The organism is Catalinimonas alkaloidigena, from assembly GCF_029504655.1.
GTDB lineage: Bacteria > Bacteroidota > Bacteroidia > Cytophagales > Cyclobacteriaceae > Catalinimonas > Catalinimonas alkaloidigena.
In genome coordinates this window covers 6536267-6557518 of sequence record NZ_JAQFIL010000001.1, presented here as the reverse complement: position 1 = coordinate 6557518, position 21252 = coordinate 6536267, and the positions used below count along the sequence as shown (strand labels likewise).

Annotated in this window: 21 protein-coding genes; 12 read left to right on the top strand and 9 right to left on the bottom strand. The window is 42.9% G+C overall.

Annotation, left to right across the window (positions count from 1 at the left end; all coding sequences use genetic code 11):
• Nucleotides 1-82 precede the first annotated feature (82 nt).
• Entirely contained in the window at nt 83-1447 is a 1365-nt protein-coding gene (locus OKW21_RS26520; protein ID WP_277485585.1) for a vanadium-dependent haloperoxidase, read from the top strand.
• Nucleotides 1448-1706: 259 nt separating this feature from the next.
• Here the strand turns inward: OKW21_RS26520 and OKW21_RS26515 are convergent, their stop codons facing one another.
• The 7 genes from OKW21_RS26515 to OKW21_RS26485 all read right to left on the bottom strand — a co-directional run bounded on the left by OKW21_RS26515 (nt 1707) and on the right by OKW21_RS26485 (nt 7506).
• On the bottom strand, nt 1707-1943 hold the full coding sequence (locus OKW21_RS26515) for a prolipoprotein diacylglyceryl transferase family protein (protein ID WP_277485584.1): 237 nt from the start codon (nt 1941-1943) through the stop codon (nt 1707-1709).
• 110 nt (nt 1944-2053) lie between these two features.
• Entirely contained in the window at nt 2054-2401 is a 348-nt protein-coding gene (locus tag OKW21_RS26510) for a prolipoprotein diacylglyceryl transferase family protein (RefSeq protein WP_338130091.1), read from the bottom strand.
• Between the two features lie 225 nt (nt 2402-2626).
• On the bottom strand, nt 2627-5221 hold the full coding sequence (locus tag OKW21_RS26505) for a heme lyase CcmF/NrfE family subunit (protein WP_277485581.1): 2595 nt from the start codon (nt 5219-5221) through the stop codon (nt 2627-2629).
• A 3-nt stretch (nt 5222-5224) separates the two neighbouring features.
• Nucleotides 5225-5626, bottom strand: coding sequence for a cytochrome c maturation protein CcmE domain-containing protein (locus tag OKW21_RS26500; protein ID WP_277485578.1), 402 nt, complete (start codon nt 5624-5626; stop codon nt 5225-5227).
• 115 nt (nt 5627-5741) lie between these two features.
• Entirely contained in the window at nt 5742-5969 is a 228-nt protein-coding gene (locus OKW21_RS26495) for a CcmD family protein (protein WP_277485576.1), read from the bottom strand.
• Entirely contained in the window at nt 5947-6660 is a 714-nt protein-coding gene (gene ccsA / locus OKW21_RS26490) for a cytochrome c biogenesis protein CcsA (protein WP_420870145.1), read from the bottom strand. The genes OKW21_RS26495 and ccsA overlap by 23 nt, the downstream gene beginning before the upstream one ends.
• Nucleotides 6661-6837: 177 nt before the next feature.
• A complete protein-coding gene (locus OKW21_RS26485; protein WP_277485572.1) occupies nt 6838-7506 on the bottom strand; it encodes a heme exporter protein CcmB in 669 nt (222 codons plus the stop codon).
• Nucleotides 7507-7674: 168 nt separating this feature from the next.
• On the opposite strand from OKW21_RS26485, the gene rfbA reads away from it, so the two are divergent.
• Nucleotides 7675-8547: a glucose-1-phosphate thymidylyltransferase RfbA gene (gene rfbA, locus OKW21_RS26480; protein WP_277485571.1), complete on the top strand. Its 873-nt coding sequence runs from the start codon at nt 7675-7677 to the stop codon at nt 8545-8547.
• A 49-nt stretch (nt 8548-8596) separates the two neighbouring features.
• On the opposite strand, the gene OKW21_RS26475 is transcribed toward rfbA, so the two are convergent.
• Nucleotides 8597-9601, bottom strand: coding sequence for a M28 family peptidase (locus OKW21_RS26475; RefSeq protein WP_277485569.1), 1005 nt, complete (start codon nt 9599-9601; stop codon nt 8597-8599).
• A gap of 300 nt (nt 9602-9901) precedes the next feature.
• Here OKW21_RS26475 and rimP point away from each other — a divergent pair, with 300 nt between their 5' ends.
• The 4 genes from rimP (at nt 9902) to OKW21_RS26455 (ending at nt 15129) form a co-directional block, all read left to right on the top strand.
• Entirely contained in the window at nt 9902-10393 is a 492-nt protein-coding gene (gene rimP, locus OKW21_RS26470) for a ribosome assembly cofactor RimP (protein ID WP_277485565.1), read from the top strand.
• A 4-nt stretch (nt 10394-10397) separates the two neighbouring features.
• Nucleotides 10398-11642, top strand: coding sequence for a transcription termination factor NusA (gene nusA, locus OKW21_RS26465; RefSeq protein WP_277487806.1), 1245 nt, complete (start codon nt 10398-10400; stop codon nt 11640-11642).
• Between the two features lie 38 nt (nt 11643-11680).
• On the top strand, nt 11681-14815 hold the full coding sequence (gene infB / locus OKW21_RS26460; RefSeq protein WP_277485562.1) for a translation initiation factor IF-2: 3135 nt from the start codon (nt 11681-11683) through the stop codon (nt 14813-14815).
• A 134-nt stretch (nt 14816-14949) separates the two neighbouring features.
• Nucleotides 14950-15129 (top strand): hypothetical protein, encoded by a 180-nt coding sequence (locus OKW21_RS26455; RefSeq protein ID WP_277485559.1) that lies wholly within the window; start codon nt 14950-14952, stop codon nt 15127-15129.
• Nucleotides 15130-15184: 55 nt separating this feature from the next.
• Here OKW21_RS26455 and OKW21_RS26450 read toward each other — a convergent pair whose 3' ends face one another.
• A complete protein-coding gene (locus OKW21_RS26450; RefSeq protein ID WP_277485556.1) occupies nt 15185-15787 on the bottom strand; it encodes a NifU family protein in 603 nt (200 codons plus the stop codon).
• A 293-nt stretch (nt 15788-16080) separates the two neighbouring features.
• Here OKW21_RS26450 and OKW21_RS26445 point away from each other — a divergent pair, with 293 nt between their 5' ends.
• The 6 genes from OKW21_RS26445 to OKW21_RS26420 all read left to right on the top strand — a co-directional run bounded on the left by OKW21_RS26445 (nt 16081) and on the right by OKW21_RS26420 (nt 21033).
• A complete protein-coding gene (locus OKW21_RS26445; protein ID WP_277485553.1) occupies nt 16081-17121 on the top strand; it encodes a DHH family phosphoesterase in 1041 nt (346 codons plus the stop codon).
• Nucleotides 17118-18074: an FKBP-type peptidyl-prolyl cis-trans isomerase gene (locus OKW21_RS26440; RefSeq protein ID WP_277485551.1), complete on the top strand. Its 957-nt coding sequence runs from the start codon at nt 17118-17120 to the stop codon at nt 18072-18074. Before OKW21_RS26445 ends, OKW21_RS26440 begins: the two co-directional genes overlap by 4 nt.
• A 66-nt stretch (nt 18075-18140) precedes the next feature.
• Complete coding sequence (locus OKW21_RS26435; protein ID WP_277485549.1) at nt 18141-19124, top strand: FKBP-type peptidyl-prolyl cis-trans isomerase; 984 nt, start codon at nt 18141-18143, stop codon at nt 19122-19124.
• 6 nt (nt 19125-19130) lie between these two features.
• Nucleotides 19131-19706: a non-canonical purine NTP diphosphatase gene (locus OKW21_RS26430; protein ID WP_277485546.1), complete on the top strand. Its 576-nt coding sequence runs from the start codon at nt 19131-19133 to the stop codon at nt 19704-19706.
• A gap of 5 nt (nt 19707-19711) precedes the next feature.
• Nucleotides 19712-20344 carry a uridine kinase family protein gene (locus OKW21_RS26425; RefSeq protein ID WP_277485544.1) on the top strand — a complete coding sequence of 211 codons (633 nt, stop codon included), beginning with the start codon at nt 19712-19714 and terminating at the stop codon, nt 20342-20344.
• Nucleotides 20341-21033, top strand: a complete 693-nt coding sequence (locus tag OKW21_RS26420) for a potassium channel family protein (protein ID WP_277485541.1) — start codon at nt 20341-20343, stop codon at nt 21031-21033. The genes OKW21_RS26425 and OKW21_RS26420 overlap by 4 nt, the downstream gene beginning before the upstream one ends.
• The last annotated feature ends 219 nt before the right edge of the window (nt 21034-21252 follow it).

Below are 21252 nucleotides of genomic sequence, written 5' to 3'. Positions count from 1 at the left end.
TAAGTAGAAAGTTTGCCCCAAAAGCGTAATTTTGCAAACAACCATTGATTTACTATTACTTAGAGTGAACCGATCTCGTATTATGAAGTCTTTTAAATCCTTACTAATTGTACTTACCCTGATTTGGATAGGGGCGTGTCAACCTAAAACCGAGATGAATTTTGATGATGGTGAGCTGATCCATAGTGCCATGCAGAAGCTTACCGATATCATTGTATATGATATTTTCTCACCTCCGGTAGCCAGTCGTATCTACTCTTATGCCAGCATGGCAGCTTATGAGACACTTATCCATGAGCATTCGGAGTACCAAAGCCTTGCCGGACAAATCAGCGGCCTGGAAAAAACGCCTCAGCCAGAAGAAGGGAAAGCATATAACTTCTCCTTAGCCAGCATTCACGCGTTTACTACTGTAGGTAAAACCCTCATCTTCTCAGAGGAGAAGATGGATGAATATCAGGAGCAGGTGTACAGTAAATATGAATCTGCGCTTTCATCAGATGTATATGAGAACTCAATTGCTTATGGACAGCAGGTAGCCGATCATATAATGGCCTGGGCAGACAAAGACAATTACAAGCAGACCCGTACTTTTCCGAAGTTTACAGTAAAAGATGATCCCGGACGGTGGCAGCCTACTCCTCCCGATTATATGGATGGCATTGAACCTCACTGGGCTTCTATTCGTGCTTTGGTTATTGATTCAGCACAGCAGTTCAAGCCTGTGCCTCCTACCACCTTTAGCATGGATGAGGATAGCCAGTTTTATAAGGAAATGATGGAGGTATATAACACCGGCAAAAACCTAACAGACGAGCAGGAAGAAATCGCTAAGTTTTGGGATTGTAATCCCTATGTTTCGCACCATCAGGGGCATGTGATGTTTGCGACCAAGAAAATTACGCCTGGTGGTCATTGGATAGGCATCACTGCCATAGCCTCTCGTCAGGCAGAAGCAGATCTTATGCAGGCTGTAGAAGCTTATACGGTAACTTCCATTGCACTGATGGACGGCTTTATCAGCTGCTGGGACGAAAAATATCGTAGCAATTTAATCCGCCCGGAAACAGTGATTAATCAGCATGTGGACCCTGATTGGACACCCCTGCTACAGACGCCTCCTTTCCCTGAGTACACCAGTGGACATAGTGTAATCTCTTCTTCTGCGGCAGTAGCATTAACTCACTTATTTGGAGAACCTTTTCATTTCAAAGATACTACGGAAGTAGCTTATGGCTTACCCCCCCGCGAGTTTGATTCATTTATCAAAGCCTCTGAGGAAGCCGCGATCAGCCGTTTATACGGAGGAATCCATTATATGCCCGCCTGCGAAGTAGGCGTGCAGCAAGGGAGAAAAGTAGGTAATTTTGTCGTTAGTAACCTGACTACTAAAAAAGGACGTCCAGTTGCTATGGTTACAGAAGAAGACGTAAATATTAGAGAATAAAAAGGAAGTCTTTATTTTGAAAAAAGCCTCTAGCGTCATAGTAACGCTAGAGGCTTTCGTATGGAAGTAACCTTCCCTTATCATTCAGTAAAAAAAAAATGCCGGTAGAAGATCAAGGTAAGAAACAGAAACAAAGCGTAGCATCCCTGCCTGTTTCGGAACCAGGTTTCGTCTTAGATATGGTTCTATGGAACATTAAAGCCTCTGTCTTCATGATACAGAGGTTTGGCTTTTTTATACCTGATGTGTTTTCTTCATCCTAAAGAGGCAAAGGCTTTCTTTTCAGTAACAACAAAGCCGAACCAAAAAGAATAAAAGGGATGCTGAGCCATTGCCCCATGTTCAATGCCATTTCAGCTTCAAAGGCTACCTGATCAGCTTTGAAAAACTCCATAAAGAACCTGATAGTAAACAGCAGAACGAGAAAAAGCCCAAAAAGGAAGCCCGATGGCTGATGAAGCTTTCTGTATAAAGTGTTAAGGATCAGGAAAATCATAAAGTAGGCAATCGCTTCATATAACTGCCTGGGGGCCGGGGGGTATTATCAACCCTTAAAAAAAATGAAAGCCCAGCTAACAGGAGCCGGTTTTCCGATAATCTCGGAGTTCATGAGGTTGCCAGTTGTATACAACAACCGACCAGCGCACCCATCACACTAAGCCTGTCTAATAACCAGAGTAGTTTCACCTTATACTTCCTGCAGAATAAAATAGTAGCTATAAACACTCCTAAAATTCCTCCATGACTGGCCAGGCCCTGATAACCGGTAAATTCAAACGCTGGGTTGAATTTTACTGGCAGGAAAATTTCTGCGATATGCTGGAAGTCATAATCAAAATCATAGAATAAGCAATGTCCCAGCCGGGCTCCTATCACTGATGCCAGCACTACGTAAATCGTAAGCTTATCTAATTTTTCCTGGGCTACTCCCTCTTTTTTAAAGTAAGAGCTCAAAATCTGACAACTGAGAATAAAACCTAGTGCAAAAAGCAAGGAGTACCAGCGAAGCGCAATAAAATAAAGCCCAGGTCAAAGATGATTCCGTCAGGATTCCAAACAATATAATTTAACATGGGTGAAAAGGCTAGGTCCTCTATGTATTACACTGAAGCACACAAAAAAAGACCCGGGTAGCGGGCCTTTTAATTTTTTGATGTAAAAAGAAATATTGAGACTAATTTATACAGAAACCGTACCCTTGGTTTTTTTAGGCTCAGTTTTACTCCTTTTCTTTTTAGGAGTAGAAGCACTTTCCTGTTCACGTTGCTTTACAAATTCCTTATAACGGCGATTGATCGCTATACCAAAACCGACCATCAGCAGGATAGTACCCGCCCAAAGTACGTTGATAAGAGGTTTTTCAATGGCTTTCAGCACGATGTAATCCTTCTGGGTGGTCTCCACACCGATTTCAAATGAGTTTTGCTCAGGATTGATGTTGAGTAATGTTAGCCTTACCCCAAGTTCATTAGAAGTAAAAGGTACGCGGCCCACCATGCGATCACGGATAAGGTAATAGGGAGTAAGCATATATTCCTCGTTCTCACCATACACCCTGATGTTTGCTTTCACGGCCAGGTCTCCATCCTCTATAGACGATCCTTCAACTTGATCTACACGCTCAATATTCTCCAGTACAGCCACATAGTCATTGATAAAAAACTGCTTGCCGATTTGTACTTCTGTTTCTTCACGCTCGCTCCATTCTTTCTCTTCTTCATCATTAGGGATGGCAGAAACGTGCGTATAAAGGTCTTTTCCAAAGGTACGACGAATGTCGGGAGAGGCGATCAGCCCCATATTGGGGTTTACCTGAGAGCGTGGAAACAATGAGAACTCCTTTCCGGTCTCTTTATGTTTGTAAACTACCTCATGAAAGGTGTTTTCAGCGTATACACTTACTGTATCTCCTTTCTCAAAGTAAACTTCTCCATCGCTTGCCAGGTCTTTCCTGGCGATGGCAGTGTAATCATCATTGGTACGGATCAATGCGCTTTTCTCTATATAGCCGGGCATATCCTTAATCTCAACACGGGATCCCTTATAGGTAAGCTCATATTGTCCCATCTCACGGGGCTCATTAATCCAAAGCAACATGTTCTCCACATTGGCATCATCAGGAGCATCTTTGAAAAGAAGTAAGCCTGAGTTATTGATAGACACCACATTAGAATAACCGGAAGAGAAAAGGATTCCGATAAGAATCATCGCGATACCGATATGAGATACAGAACCACCGGACAGACGGTAGTTTTTACTGCGGACAAATTTGATCAGTATTTTAGCATTAGCTACCACCGAATAAATAGAGGCAGTAAGGAGTAGAATGTATACCGGATCACTTACCTTACCTACCAATATAGCTAATGAGCTGATGAGCAGGGCTGTAACTACGGGAATGGTGAGTTCACTTTTAAGCTTTTCTTTATCCATCTTCTTCCAGAAGAAAAACTGCCCGGTACCGGATAGGAGGGCGATGGCAATTCCAAACCAAAGCTGGAATTTAGTGTAAAAGGCCACCTGATCAGCAGGAGGGGCCACATTAGATATGCCTCCGAATAATTCCACAATAGCGTTCCATACCGGAATAGAGGTAGGGATCAGCACCTGGAAACTCATCAGGCAAAGGGTGGTCACTCCGATAAAAATCCAGAACTCACGGCTGTAGGCTGAAGCTTCTTTCTCCGAAGTAGGAATATGTTTCCAGCGGATCGCTGCCAGTATGATGGCGCCTAGGGTAAAGAAAAGCAGGTAAACCAGAAGCTGGCCTGAAAGGCCCAGGTCGGTAAAACTATGCACGGAGGCCTCACCCAAAATACCGCTTCTTGTAAGGAATGTGCTATACAGAATCAGTACGAAGCTGGCGATAATCAGCACGATAGAAGTCTTGAGCGCAGTGCCATTATTTTTGAAGATGATCAGGGTATGTATACTGGCGATCATGATGAGCCAGGGAATATAGACCGCGTTTTCTACGGGATCCCAGTTCCAGTATCCGCCGAAATTAAGTGTTTCATACGCCCAATAGGCACCCATCATAATTCCTAAGCCAAGGACTGCGCCGCCGAAGATCATCCATGGCAAAGCAGGCTTCACCCAGTTTTCGTAGTCTTTCTTCCAGAGTCCGGCGATACAGTAGGCAAAAGGGATGATGGTAATCGCAAAGCCCAGGAATAAAGTAGGAGGGTGGATCACCATCCAGTAGTTTTGGAGCAATGGGTTAAGGCCGGTACCATCCTCAGGCACAAATTCCGGATTGGTGGCAAATACCGGGGCTTCCATAACATCCCTCAGCAGGATAAAAGGAGAACTACCGATTTTTACATCACCAATGACTACACCTAAGATCATAGAAGCCAGAAAAGCCTGTACAAAAGCGAAAACCGCCATGACGGGCGCTTCCCAACGCTTATTGGTATTGATAACCACCACTCCCAAAAGTACATGCCAGAATATCCAGAGCAGGAAGCTTCCTTCCTGCCCTTCCCAGAAGCTGGAAATCACATAATATGCAGGAAGGCTGCGAGAAGCATGACTCCAGGCATAGTGATATTCGTAATGATTATTGAAAATGATATAAAAGAGCGTGGCTACAACTCCCAATACGCTGATGCCGTGCAGATAAAACGCGCCACGCGCGTAGGTTCTCCATTGTTTTTGTTCCAGCTCATGTGCATTACTTGCTTTGATGTAAGCCAAGGCAGCAACAAGTGAGGAAACGAAAGAGATAATGACAAAAAGATGACCTGCATCTCCGAGAAAGGCGTTGAACATAAGTTAGCTGATTTCTTTTTCCTGATACTTAGACGGACACTTCATGAGGATCTGATCTGCTACAAAAACATCATTATGATAGGAGCCGATGACTACTACCTGCTCAGAGCGGGTAAAGTCAGCGGGCATTGGCTCGTTATAAAAAACCCTTTGTTCCTGCTGGTTGTCATCAACCATCACAAAAGAGAAAGAGAGTTTATCCTCAGAAGGTTGAATGCCTACAATATTTCCCTGCTCGTCTTTAGCAAGCTGTCCAACCACATGGATTTTTTTATCTTCACCACCCGTTGCCAATACCTTAGCTTCTTTAAAAGAAACGTAAGTGCTGGCATCGCCGGCAGTAGACATGATGATCATAACACAAACGGCGATGATAATAATGCCAAATATGTGAGTCTTTTTCATGATGAACGAAATACGTTAGGTTACGAATTTAAATACCAAAACCTTAGTAAGCTAACAGTAGTAACTAGTTTTTAATTTCCCTTTGAGCCCACTAAATCTTTAGCATGTCTTTACTTTACTTTTCCAGTTCTTTCTCCAGACGATTGACTTTACGCTCTATTCTAACGGCATAGAATACCAAGCCTGCAAAGAGAAGAAGAATAACAGCCACTACCACATAAATTTTGCCCTCAGCACGGAAGGTATCCGCCATAGCTATTTCCTCCACCTGAGCACTTTGGGCAATTGCCGAAAAGCTGGTAAGCAGGAATATGCCAAAGCTAAACAGAGTGTTCAGCAGCACTCTCCGAAGTCGGGATATATTGTTCTTCAGTTTTTTCATCTATTTTTTGATTTATTTCTCTGATACGAATACGAAGGCTGGTAAGCCACACACCCAATAATGTCCACCCCAGTACTGCGGGGTAAAATACCAGCCGCAATTTGCTGTCCAGGTCATAGGCATTGAAGCCCGGGTTACCACCATTGCCAGGGTGTAAAGAATCGGTTAGGCGAGGAAGAATAAATAATAGTGGAATCAGCGCTGAGAAAGCAAATATATTGTAGATCGCACCGATCTTGGCACGCTGCTGCTCATCTTGTAATGCGTTGCGCAATACCAGATAGGCAAAGTAAATGAGTAAGGCAATGGCGGCTGCATTTTGCTTAGGATCACTACTCCAGGGAGAGCCCCAGGTAAAGTTGGCCCACAATGCACCCGACAGTATGCCAAGTACGCCAAAGAGAATCCCTGCATTGGCAAATTCAATAGCGTAATTATCAATTTTTTGAGAAGGGGTGTTAAGATATTTGATGGAATAGACTACTGATACAGTCAGCAGTATCAGCATCCCAAACCACATAGGAACGTGAAAATAAAGTACTCTTATGGTTTCATTAAGAATAGCCAGACGGGGTACTTCAAAGAGCAAGCCGGCAACGATGGTATAGACCATTAAGACTACAGCCAGTATTTTCCACCAGCTTTTTTTCAACAGAGAGCTCATAGTATTAAGCGTTAAAATCCATTTCGTTACAGCAACAAAATCTTTTGCAAATTATACTCAAAATCATTGCTTTGCAAAATTTTATGAAAATGTAAAGTATTGATTTTGAGTATAATACACGGAAGAAAAATAGTTGAATTTTCTCACTATTATTCCTCCGATATCTCAGCTTCGCCACAAATAGGGAAACAGGATATAAGAAACTGTGCCTACAATCCCATTAATAGCTACCAATATGATCAGATCATCGTAGCTCACACTCACATCCAGTCCATCAATCGCATTTTTGGAAACCCTGATCACCATGAGCAACATCGGGATCATCACCGGAAAACCCAGAATAGCCATCAAAGTACTGCTGTTGCCCGTCTTGGATGCTATCCCTGACACCATCGTCAGTGTGGTAGAGAACCCTGCTGCCCCCAGAAATAAATTTGCGATAAATAATCCCCAGTGCTGAATAGGATTCCCCAGTACCAAAGCATACACCAGTAGGCAGGTAAATGCGAGAATGAGCATTAAGACTACATTGTACAGCATTTTGGAGAGAATAATTCCCTGCGGACTACTGAGCGTGTAGTAGTAAATCTGCCTCCCGTAATTTTCCTGCATAAAACTTTTGGAAATGGCATTGATGGCAGCAAACAGCATAATGATCCAGAACAAGGCATTCCAGGTTACTACCTGAAGCCCCCCTCTTTGCAGGTTAAAGCTGAGATAACAGACAAAAACAGCACTCACTACATAGAGCAGAATACCATTAAAGGCATAGCGCTGTCGCCACTCCAGTACAATTTCTTTACGAACTAATAACTTTATTTCCTTCCAGAGCATAGTTTTTGTGTTGCTTTGGGGGAGGCAAAGATATTGATAAATCGTGCTTCCGTATACTTTTGCTATACTTATTTGTATATAAATTAAGAACTTAGGAAATCGTAGAAAATAGCATGACTGGATTCTGATTTTCTATTTTTTTACAGATTTTAACCAAAATATAATTTTATGAAAGGGATCATTCTTGCAGGCGGCTCAGGGACACGCTTACACCCACTTACTTTGTCGGTGAGCAAGCAGCTTATGCCGGTATATGACAAACCTATGATTTATTATCCATTGTCTAACCTGATGATGGCGGGCATCAAGGAGATACTCATCATTTCCACACCGCACGATATGCCAAACTTTAAGAGGCTGTTGGGAGATGGAAGTGAGCTGGGTTGTAGTTTCTCTTATGCTGTGCAAGAGAAGCCCGAAGGCTTAGCCCAGGCATTTACGATCGGAGCGGACTTTATCGGAAATGATAAGGTAGCACTGATCTTGGGAGATAATATTTTTTATGGTAGTGATCTCGCCCGTCTGCTTCAAAGCAATGCAGACCCGGATGGCGGCATCGTATATGCGTATCATGTTCATGATCCTGAGCGCTATGGTGTGGTAGAGTTTGATGAAAATGAAAAAGTGATTTCTATTGAAGAAAAACCAAAAGAGCCTAAGTCGAACTTCGCCATTCCCGGTATCTACTTCTATGACAACGAAGTGATTGAAATTGCCCGCCGCCTTAAGCCCAGTGCGCGAGGGGAATACGAAATTACGGATGTAAATAAGGAATATCTGAGGCAGGGTAAGCTGAATGTAAGTATTCTGAGCAGAGGCACTGCCTGGCTGGATACGGGTACATTTGACTCTCTGATGCAGGCAGGCACTTTTGTGCAGGTGATTGAGAAAAGGCAGGGACTGAAGATTGGTTGTATAGAGGAAATTGCTTACCGGATGAAGTTTATTGGTAAAGCGCAAATTGAAAAACTAGCGCAAAAGCAGCTTAAAAGTGGCTACGGAGAATATCTCATGGGTCTGCTTACGCAAAACATCAAGTAAAGATCTTTTTAAAAAACATAGCAAAGCCCTGTAACCGCAGGGCTTTTGCTTATTCATGGTAAACTACACCGGCTACAGTTTCTCCTACTGCCTTTAGCGTTTCCTTACTAATGATGTCCATATTATCATCATGGGTATGATGGTAAGCAGGGAAATAGGCTTCGCTCCCCGCTGCATAGTCTATAATATCAATCATCGGAATCTTGGCATTGTAGTTTACATAAATGTGATCATCTACTATTTCCGGGCTGTTTTTATATACAAAATGCCGCCCATGGTCTAACTCCTGTGCTTTGCCCCAGACCTTTTTCACAATGCTCGGTGCAGCTCGCATTGAGACGCCCTCACGGTAAAACTGCGCTCCTTCAGCGCCTACCATATCCAGCAATATGCCATAATAAGCCATATAGTTATTTTTGTGCTTATTTTCTGCCCAATACTGTGAGCCTAAGCACCACCATACCTGATTGCTGCTTTCACTGCTTTCCTGATAGTCTTCTGGCTCTCCATAATCCTCTCCATCAAAAAGAATGATATCCACACCAACTTCTGGGGGCTGCACTTGAAACATACGGCCCAGCTCTAAAAGTACCCCTACACCGCTGGCACCATCATTAGCCCCGTCTATGGGTTCATGCTTGCGCTCATCATCCTTATCAGCAAAAGGGCGGGAATCCCAATGGGCAGCCAGAAGTATTCGTTTGCTCACATCAGGATTAAAAGAAGCGATGATATTTTGCAGGGCCAGGGAAGTACCATCAAAAGCGGGTGCATCAAATGATTGTATTTGTACTTCAGCACCATAGTTTTCCAGCGTTTCTCTTAGAAAATTAGCCGTGGCAAGGTGAGCGGAAGTGTTGGGTACGCGAGGGCCAAAGTCAACCTGCCGCTGCACAAAATGATAGGCAGAGTCAGCATTGAATGCAGGCACTACTATTTCTTCCTGCGGGGCAGTATCCGTAGTTTTCTCAGCAAGGGACTGCTCAGCATCCTGCTGACAGGCGCTAAGCAATAGTGTTAGGGCACTAAGGACAATTAACAGTTGATTACGCATGATTAGACTAGCTAAATGATCCAAAACTCAACAGATTTAGTGGCTTATTAATTGTATTTGGCGGCAGATAAGTTCATGGCTGAGCAAGAAAATTTACGCTAAGCATAAAACCAAGAAGATGTGAATCTATTTAGCCAGAGACTTGTTTACCATTGTAGATGAATAAATGTCTATGGATGAGCAAGTCAAATCTTGCTTTCTGTTTGATTTAGGCAGAATTTTCACTACCTTTGTATCGTGGTTTCAAAACTAATACAGAGGGGGCAAAAGTCCCCTCTTTTTTATTATTGAAAAGATGATATGAGTTTAGAGGTGCAGATAGAAGGATGGGTTCAGGAAATGCTGGAAGGGCAAGACCCATCGCTGTTTTTAGTGGAGGTTAGTATATCAAATGCTAAAAACAGCCAGAAAGTAGTGGTTCATCTGGATGGAGACGAAGGTATATCCATTGATACCTGCGCAGAAATCAGCCGTAAGTTAGGCGCCAGGATGGAAGAAGAAAATTTAATTAGCGAAAGTTTTACGCTGGAAGTATCTTCTCCCGGACTTGACTTACCCCTGAAGATGCACAGGCAGTACAAGAAGAATGTGGGTAGGAATGTAAAGGTACTTCTGCAGGATAATACCACTAAAAAAGGAGTACTGATGCAGGTGGACGAGCAACAGATAGTGCTCAAGGAAGAGCTTAAAGTTAAAAGTAAGGATAAATCAAAAAAGCGGGGAGAAACTAAGGAAGTAGTAATCCCTTTTCAGGACATTAAAAAAACAAACGTCTTAGCTTCATTTAAATAAAATGATGGATACTACAACATTAATTGAGTCATTTGCGGAATTTGCCAAAGGCAAAAATATTGACCGCCCAACGATGATCCGTATATTGGAGGACGTTTTCCGTACGATGATTCGCAAAAGATATGGTGTGGATGATAACTTTGACGTCATCATCAATGCCGACAAGGGAGACCTGGAAATCTGGCGATTCAGAGAAATTGTAGATGATAATTCCGAAGACATTTGGGATCATGACAAAATAAGTCTTTCTGAAGCGCAGGAAATAGAGCCCGATTTTGAGATTGGAGAAGAAGTAGCAGAAGAAATTAAGCTGGAAGATTTTGGGCGTCGTGCCGTAATGACTGCTCGCCAAACGCTTATACAGAAAGTGAAAGACCTGGAAAAAGATATTCTTTTTCATAAATATAAAGATCTGGTAGGCGAAATTATCGTTGGTGAAGTATATCAAATTCTTGGACGAGAAATTCTCCTGATTGACGCAGAAGGTAATGAGCTGATTCTTCCTAAATCAGAGCAGATTCATAAGGATAAATTTAGAAAGGGAGACACCGTCCGCTCTATTGTCCACCGGGTGGAAATGGTCAACGGTAACCCTAGAATTATCTTATCCCGCACTGCTCCGAAATTTTTGGAGAGGTTATTTGAGAGCGAAGTGCCTGAAGTTTACGATGGCCTGATCATGATCCGTAAAACTGTACGCGAGCCAGGCGAGCGTGCCAAGGTAGCTGTAGAGTCGTATGACGATCGCATAGATCCGGTAGGAGCCTGTGTAGGAATGAAGGGCTCACGAATTCACAGTATTGTCCGTGAGTTACAAAACGAAAACATTGACGTTATCAACTATACCGATAACCTCGAGCTGTTCATTACACGTGCCCTAAGTCCTGCCAAGATCAGTACGATCAAAATAGATCCTGAAAATGGACGCGTATCAGTATTCCTGAAGCCCGATCAGGTATCATTAGCGATTGGCAAAGGTGGGCAAAACATTAAGCTTGCCAGCCGTCTGGTGGGTTATGAAATAGATGTTTTCAGAGAAACAGCCGGCATTGAAGATGATGAGGATGTCGATCTGGAAGAGTTTTCTGATGAAATAGAAAGTTGGGTAATAGATGAGCTAAAGAGAATTGGTTTAGATACTGCTAAAAGTGTTTTGTCGCTTACAAAAGATGAACTTGTAAGAAGAACTGACCTTGAAGAGGAAACTATTGAGGACATAATTAGGGTTCTTAAACAAGAATTTGAATAATATTTTTATTTAGAATAGAAAATAATAGATATTTGAGTATGGTAGAGGAAAAAATGATGAGGCTCAGCCAGGTGGCAAGAAAGCTCAATGTAGGTTTGTCTACAATTACTGAGCATCTTGCTAACAAAGGCTTTGAGGTCGACAATAAACCAAATGCGAAGATTCCCATTGAGCAGTTCAACATGCTTGCCAAGGAATTTGCGTCTTCTGCGTTGGATAAGGAAGAAGCCTCTGGCCTCACCATTGGTAATAAACATTCAGAAAATATGATCATTGATTCTTCTAAGAAGGAGAAGCAAAAGGATCAGGACGAAGAAGAATTATTTATCAAAGGGCTTTCCGAGTCACAGGAAGAAGGTGATGCCAAGGAAGATGAGCCTAAGGTTGACAATAAGAAGCAAGAAACGGCTAAAAAAGAAGACGAGCCGGAAAAGGTGTCCAATCGCTTACAAGGGATTAAAGTTGTAGGTAAGATTGACCTGGATAGCCTTAACCGCAAAAAGCCTGCTGCAAAGAAGGAAGAAGAGAAGAAAGCAGAAGACAAAAAAGCAGAAGACAGAAAGCCTACTCAGCCTGAAGCAGAAAAGAAAGAGGCTGAAAAAAAACCTGCCCCTCAGCCTAAGGCAGAAGATACTACCCATACTCCTCAAGCTCAAGAAGAAAAAGAGACCTCTACCCCTCAAGCTAAAAAAGAAGAGCTTAAAAAAGAAGAGCCTAAAGAAGTGAAAAAAGAGATTCAGGCGGAAGCAGAACAGGCAGAAGCAGAAGAAAAGCCTGAGGTTAAAGATACTCAAAAAGAAGAACCTAAAGAAAAAGAAGAGACCGCGAAGCCTGCTGCTGAGGCCAAAGAAAAAGAGCCTCAGGAAGAAAGCAGCGCTGCTGACTCATCAGAAAAAGAAACCCAAAAAGAGATTCAAAAGACCGAAGCAAAGAAACCCGAAGAAAAAGGTAAGGCAGATAAGGGCGAAGATTCAAAAACCGACCGTGTCAATACCAGAGCCGATCAGTTAAAAGGACTGACTGTGGTAGGTAAAATTGATTTGCCTGAAGAACGTAAGAAAAAAGCCAAGCCTGTAGCCTCTTCTGATGAAGGAGGTAATAAGAAGAAAAGGAAGCGTCGCCGCAGAATCAAAAGTCAGGATGAAAAAAGTGGGGCGGATAACAGAGAGAGAGGAGGTAGAGCACCTGCTTCAGGAAAAGGTTCTGCTCCTGGCGGTAAAGGTGGCGACAAGAGAGGTCGTGGTGGCAAAAAGAGACCGAAGAAGGAGGAACCTTCCGAAAAAGAAATCCAAGAGCAAATTAAAGAAACCCTGGCTAAGCTAAGCGGGGGAGGCAAAAAAGGTAAAGCTTCACGTAATCGTCAGGAACGTCGTCGTGCTGATCGTCGTGAACGTGAGCAACAGGCTGCCGAGCAGGAGCAGGATATGAAGCTCAAAGTTACTGAGTTTATCTCTGCCAATGACCTGGCATCTATGATGGATGTTAGTGTCAATGAGGTGATTTCTACCTGTATGTCCTTAGGTATGTTTGTCTCTATCAACCAGCGATTGGATGCGGAAACCATTACCGTAATCGCCGATGAGTTTGGTTATGATGTAGACTTCACCGATACTGAAGATGAAATCTCAGTGGAAGTGGAAGAGGACGAAGATGTGGATATGAAAGACAGGGCCCCTATCGTAACCATCATGGGTCACGTTGACCACGGTAAAACCTCACTGCTGGATTATATCCGAAGTGCAAAAGTTACCGAAGGCGAAGCAGGAGGTATCACACAGCACATAGGCGCATATGATGTAACTACCGAAAGCGGCAAGCGGGTAGCCTTCTTGGATACACCCGGTCACGAAGCTTTTACAGCCATGCGTGCCAGGGGAGCTTCAGTCACAGACGTAGTCATCGTAGTCGTAGCGGCTGACGATAATGTGATGCCCCAAACCAAAGAAGCGATCAATCACGCGCAGGTAGCGGGTGTACCCATCGTAATTGCCATTAACAAGATAGATAAGCCTAATGCCAATCCTGATAAGGTTCGTGAAGAACTGGCAAATATCAATATATTGGTAGAAGACTGGGGAGGTAAATACCAGTGCCAGGAGATTTCTGCCAAGACAGGACAGGGCATTGATGACCTCCTTGAAAAAGTATTGCTGGAAGCAGAGTTACTTGAACTGAAAGCTAACCCTGATAAGCGGGCGGTAGGTACAGTGATTGAAGCTACTCTTGATAGAGGTAGAGGTTACGTAACCACCCTGCTGGTTCAGGCAGGTGATCTGAAAATAGGAGATGTAATACTGGCTGGTGCGCATTATGGTAAGGTAAAAGCCATGTTTGACCACCGTGGAAACAAGCTTACGAAGGCAGGCCCTTCTACACCGGTACAGATGCTGGGGCTGGATGGAGCGCCTCAGGCAGGCGATAAATTCAATGTGATGGAGTCTGACCGGGAGGCGAGAGAAATTGCTAACAAGCGTGAGCAAATTCACCGTGAACAATCGCTCAGAACCAAGAAGCACATTACACTGGATGAGATTGGTCGTAGATTAGCTATCGGTTCTTTCAAAGAGCTGAATATCATCGTGAAAGGTGACGTGGACGGATCAGTAGAGGCCCTTTCTGATTCTATGTTGAAACTATCTACTGAAGAGGTACAGGTTAATATCATTCACAAAGCAGTAGGTCAGATTTCAGAATCAGATGTATTGCTGGCTTCAGCCTCAGATGCTATTATCGTTGGTTTCCAGGTGAGGCCATCTGCCAGTGCCAGAAACCTGGCTGAGAAAGAAGAAATTGAAATTCGCCTTTACTCTATCATCTACGATGCCATCAATGAGATCAAAGATGCGATGGAAGGTATGCTGGCGCCTACGGTTGAGGAAATTATCACCGGTAACATTGAAGTCCGTAGAATCTTTAAAATCTCTAAAGTAGGTACGGTAGCCGGATGTTATGTGACCGATGGTGTAGTGAAAAGAAATAACCAGATCCGATTGATCCGTGATGGTATTGTTGCCTATACCGGTGAAATTAATCAGCTAAAACGCGAGAAAGATGATGTCAATGAAGTGAGGTCCGGTTATGAGTGTGGTATCAGTATCAAGAACTATAACGATATCAAAGAAGGCGATATCATTGAAGGCTTTGAGGAAAAAGAAGTCAAAAGATCGCTGTAAAGTCAAAAATAATAGATGTATGAATCAGCCTTCCATTCTGGGAGGCTTTTTTTATGATTGATATCCTCTCCGGAAGAGATGCTGACCAATAAAATTATATGTGTTTTAAGGCATTCCACTCAAAATAATAGCCCTTGAAAATACTATCAATATTGACAGCTTTATTTTTCCTGCTCACCTTGTTTGGGCTGTACCGACCCTGGCTAGCATTGTGGTGGAGTGACTATTGCCCCCGTATCAAAGTGTTGAAAGTCTATGGCAGTATTACCTTAGCGCTGAGCGTCATATACGCACTTTTAAGTATTCTGACCTAAAAAAAGCTGCCTCATAAATTTGAGGCAGCTTTCATTAATCAAAATGTTTTTATTTCTAGACACTCTCTGCTTCTACTTCATTCACCTCACCAGGCAGCATTGTCTTAAGCAGGTTTTCAATACCAGCTTTTAAAGTAACAGTAGAAGAAGGGCACCCGCTGCAAGAGCCTTGTAGCAGTACCTTAACCACGCCTTCATCGTAAGAGTGAAAGCTGATGGCTCCTCCGTCCTGCTCAACGGCCGGACGAATGTATTCATCCAATATTCCTTTAATCTTCTTTACAGTTTCGCTGTCCTCCTCGTTAATGGCAGTACCGTTGGCTACCGCCTCATTTACCAATATAGCCTTGCCCTCTTCCAGAAAAGATTTGATGTGATTTTTAACCTTATCTTGTATTTCTACCCACTCTACTTCCTGACTCTTCGTTACAGTAATAAAGTTACTCATGTAAAAAACCCTTTCTACATGCGCAAGCTCAAATAATTCCTGGGCGAGAGGGGCATGAGCAGCGCTCTCAGCGTCAGGAAAATCAAAGCTTTCCCCTTCAGGAATCAACACCAGATTGGTTACAAATTTCAGTGAATTCGGATTAGGGTTTGACTCAAGGTAGATATGAACGTTATACTTGGGGGCTTTAGTTTTATCCGTAGTTTCCATGTTAAGCAAATTATTGTTCGTTATATGAAGAACGATAGTTAAAATGATAAGTTCAATCTTTCAAGCCCCCGGGAGGAGCTTAATGTATCGGCAAAATTAACAAAGCTGCCTGAACTTTAATAATGGACTCCTTGTATTATACATTTATCAGAGAATAGAAGAAATCAATAGGCTGATTTTTAGAAATGGCATGCCATAGGCATGCAAACTACTCTTTTGTTTTTATCGTTTTTATTTTCACTTTTGTGGTTTAACACTGAGCAAATACTGCCTCCGGTAGATTTGGATAAGTAATGCAAGATATTAATTCGTTCAAGAAATTATTAGATAAACCCAAGCGCATTGTGATTGTCCCCCATGTCAATCCTGATGCGGATGCTTTGGGCTCATCACTTGGGATGGCTTCCTTTTTAAAGAAAAAAGGGCACGAAGTCAAAGTCATCTCGCCTACCGATTACCCAGCTTTCCTTAACTGGATGAAAGGAAATGACGAAGTGATGGTATATAATGATGGTAATGAAAGTGCTGCTAACGATATAATCAGTGACGCTGAGGTGATTTTCTGTCTGGATTTCTGTTCACTTAACAGAATAGACAAGATGGAACAGCCCATACGAGAAGCAAAAGCGGTCAAAGTACTTATTGACCATCATCATGGCAAAGAAGATTTTGCCGACTTTGAATGCTGGAATACTAAGGCTGCGGCAACCTGTGAGCTCATATATCAGCTGGTAGTAGATATGGGAGAGCAGCAGCTGATAGATAAACACACTGCTGAAGCCCTATATGCAGGTATCATGACTGATACCGGTTCTTTTCGCCACCCCAATACCACTAAGCATGTGCACGAGGTAGTGGCAGAACTTATTGGCCTCGGTGCGGATGCCTCCAAAGTAAGTAAGCTGGTGTATGATAATAACTCTTTAAACCGACTTCGTTTCATAGGTTTTGCATTGAGTGAGCGGCTGGAGATTCTGGAAGAGTACAATACCGCCTATTTTGCTATTTCCGCAGAAGATCTATCCAAGTTCAACTCACGGACCGGTGATACGGAAGGACTGGTAAACTACGCGCTTTCCATTCAGGGGATTACGATGGCAGCCATCATCATTGAACGGGAGGATGCGGTAAAATTATCATTTCGCTCAATCGGAGACTTTGCCGTAAATGAGCTCGCTGCCAAGCACTTTGAAGGAGGAGGGCATAAAAACGCCGCAGGAGGCATCTCAAGAGTTGGCATGAAGGAAACTGTTGAGAAGTTTTTGAAGTTACTTCCTGAGTACGAAAAACAATTACATTCAAATCAGAAAAAACAAGAAATATATTTAACATGAAATTCAAGATTATAAACATTTTAGGCCTGGTAGGGCTGGCTGCGACTACACTCTTGTCAGGCTGTGATCAGGTAGGCGGCGGTTCTTATGAGACTACTGACTCAGGACTACAGTACATGTATGTGGAAGAAGGCGAGGGAGCTAATCCACAGTTGGGAGAGATCATGCTGATCAATATGACCTACTCTACTGAAAATGACTCATTGCTTTTTAGTACCGAAGAGCAGGGAGGGCCTGTACCTATCAAGATAGACTCTTCAGCGCAAGGGCAGATATACGAAGGCTTCAGCATGCTAAAGGAAGGAGATAGTGTCGTTTTCAAAATCGGTGCTGAGGAGGTATTTGTCAATACATTCAATGCTCCTATCCCTGACTTTATTGACTCTCTGTCTAATATTATTTTTAATGTTGGCGTGGATAGAGTAATGAACGAAGAAGATTTTCAGGCTTATCGCATGGAAATGATGCGCAAGCAACAGGAAGATATGCTGGCGCAGCAGTCAGAGCAGATGGAGATTGACAGCGCAAAAATTGAGCAGTACCTGGAAGAGAATAATATAGACGCCCAGGCTACCGAATCCGGCTTACGCTATGTGATCAATGAAAAAGGTACAGGCGTACAGCCTTCTGCCGGTGACTCAGTATATGTACATTACAGCGGTAAGCTGCTGGATGGGCCTTATTTTGACACCAGCATTGAATCACTAGCCAAAGAAGAAGGCTTGTACAATGAGCAGAGAGACTATGAACCCCTGGTATTTCCTATCGGACAGCAATTTGTTATCCCCGGATGGGATGAAGGCATCTCTCTCTTAAACGAAGGAGCAAAAGCTACTTTTTACATTCCTTCTCCATTAGGTTATGGGCCACGAGGTAACGGAAGCGTAATTCCGGAAAACTCTATCCTGGTATTTGATGTAGAACTGGTAGACGTAAAGCAGGTGTCTAACTAAGCTTTTGAACATAGATTAAATAATAAAATCCGGTACGAACTACCGGATTTTTTACGTTAAACGAATATGAGAAAATTACTAAAAAATACATTAAACACCCTTTTGTTGGTAGCTACCGGACTACTATTTTTCGGCTGTAGTGAAGAAGAAGATCCCAATACGGAAGTGGAGGAAAGGCTTGAGGCTCAAATCCTTGAGATCGAAAATTATCTGGCGGATAATGGGATCGCTAAAAATAACGTAAACGGTTACTATTTAGAATCAATCGTTGAAAACGAAGATGGAGAAGCCCCGGGCACGAATGATGTAGTAGGCATCTACTACGAATTGCTAACCCTTGATGGCCAATTAATAGAAAAATTAGAAGAAACTCAGAAGAGTGAACCGGAAAAACTTCTTTTTGACCCCAGCCGTGTCTTTCTACCCGGCGTATTATATGAAGTTATTTCCAATATGAGGGAGGGAGAAGAAGTACGTACTTATTTACCTTTCAATACTGCCTATGGAGGTTTCAGTATAGAAAACAAACTACCTGCTTTCAGTGCGGTTATCATGAAAGTGAAACTGGCGGAAGTGCTAAATGAAGAAGAGCAGAGAATGGCTGAAGATGCCAGAATTAAAACTTATTTAGCTGAAAACGGATTTAGTTCAGCCGATAGTTTGGAGGGAGGAGTGTATTATGCAGAAACGCAGGCAGGTGAATCTCCGGAAGTAGATGCCAGCAGTACAGTACAACTCCGCTATACGGGTAGTTTTCTGGATGGGACAGAGTTTGATAGTAATACCGATGCTGCCCAGGCATTTGCGGTAAACATGAGTGAGAACAGGGTGATTTCAGGCTTTAAAACTGCGATCAGTGAGATGAGCCTGAATGAAGAAGGGACCGCAATTATTCCTTCTCATGAGGCCTATGGAAGTGGATTGTTTGCAATGCCCTACGAACTGATAGAAGACTTATATAATCAGGGATATGTCAATGACCCTACTTTCATTGAAATTAAGCCCTATTCTATCCTTAGATTTGACCTGGAAGTAGAAGGTATTAATTAATATCGTATGAAGATTTGTTTTGCTACCAATAACGCTAATAAGCTCAAGGAGATTCGTCAACTGTTGGGTAGTCATTTTGAGGTCCAGAGCCTGAAGGACATTGGCTGTGAGCAGGAACTACCCGAAAATCAGGATACACTGGAAGGGAACTCAGCCGAGAAAGCCCGCTTTGTATATGATGATTACGGTATTGACTGTTTTGCCGATGATACCGGGCTGGAAGTAAAGGCACTCAATGGGGAGCCAGGAGTATACTCGGCCCGCTATGCCGGTCCCCAAAGAAGTAGTGAAGACAATATGCAGCGGCTTTTGGAAGCCTTAAAAGATAAGGATGACCGTACAGCGCAGTTTCGTACGGTCATTACGCTGATACTTTCGGGAGAGCAGCATCAGTTTGAAGGTATAGTTAGCGGACGTATCAGTGAGGGTAAGTCAGGAAGCGAAGGTTTTGGTTACGATCCCATATTTGTGCCGGACGGCTACACCCAAAGCTTTGCTGAAATGGATATGGCCACCAAAAATAAAATCAGCCACAGGGGGCTGGCGACGAAAAAACTGGTAGCTTTCCTAAAGCAGATTTAACAGTGATGGAGCGACCATACGTAGTAGGTATATCGGGAGGAAGTGGTTCCGGCAAGACCCAGGTATTGAGCTGGTTACAGGGAGAGGTAGAAGAAGAGAACATTTGTATGTTCTCACAGGATAATTATTATTACGAAAAGCTTATCTCATCTCCGAAAGAAGCCAAGGCATTTAATTTTGATGATCCCGAGGTGATAGATGTCCAGCAGTTTGCCCGCGACCTGGGCCTGCTAAAAGAGGGCAGAACAGTTTATCGTAGGGATTATGTGTTTAATGAGCTTGATAAAGAGGGTGAGCTTTTGGCGTTTTCTCCCGCTCCGATCATCGTGGTAGAGGGGATATTTATTTTTCATTATTCCGAAATATGGGAGCAACTGGACCTGAAAGTATTTGTAGAAGTTAAGGAGCACTTGAAATTTCAGAGGCGCATTAATCGTGATATGAAAGAAAGAGGATACCATCTGGATGATATACTTTATAAGTACACTAAGCAGGTGGTGCCTGCATATGAGCAATATATTGAGCCTTATCGTCATCTGGCAGATGTAATTATTCCCAACAATCAAGCTTATAGTAAGCAGGCATGCCCTACAGCAGTTCAGTTACTGGGTACTTTTTTAAAATCAAAGATTAAATGAATAACCGTTTTACAGTCATTGGGTTAGGACAGTTCGGAATGTCGATAGCACTTACGCTTGCCGGACGTGGTGCGGAGGTAATCGCTATTGATAACGAGCTTGATAAGGTAGAGCGTGTTAAAGAGGAAGTGGCCGTAGCAGTAGCCCTGGACTCTACCGATGCAAAAGCACTCAAAGCACAAAATGTTCAGGAAGTAGACGCGGCAGTAATTGCCATAGGCGAAGACTTTGAAAGTCTCGTATTGACTACCGTTATTTTGCAGGAACTAAAGGTAAAGCGCATTATCGCCCGTGCCGCCAATAAGCAGCAGCGGATCATACTGGAAAAGCTGGGTGTTGAAGAGATATTATCACCCGAAGATACAGTAGGGAAAAGTGTAGCGGAGACACTCCTTCAGCCAAGCATACGCTCCTTTCTATCGCTGCCTGATGAGTATGAAATTGTAGAAATAGATACCCCCAAGAGAGTGATAGAACAGACTGTCGCCAATATAAAGCTACGTCAGGAATTTGACCTTAACCTGATTACCGTAAAAAGAGTATATACCGAAGAAAAGGAAAGAGAAAAAACCGAAGTAGCTCACATTATTGGTGTGCCCAGGCCTGATACTATGCTACGTGAGACAGACAAGATGATCATTCTGGGCAAAACAAAAGACATTGAACGTTTTATTGAGTGTAGTCAGTAAAGCGGTTTTAAGTATTATATTTATTTTCCATTTAAACCATAACTCTTGGAAATAAAAGCTAAATTTTTTAACCTGTACTGGTTTATTATGGGCGAATAACTTAAATAAATTAGATTGAATGGGCAATTACCGGCTTTCACGCTAAGCCAGATGAATTTGGCCATCTGCATCTTACCATCAGGCAAAAAAGCAGAATAAAAAACATCATTTTCCTCATAT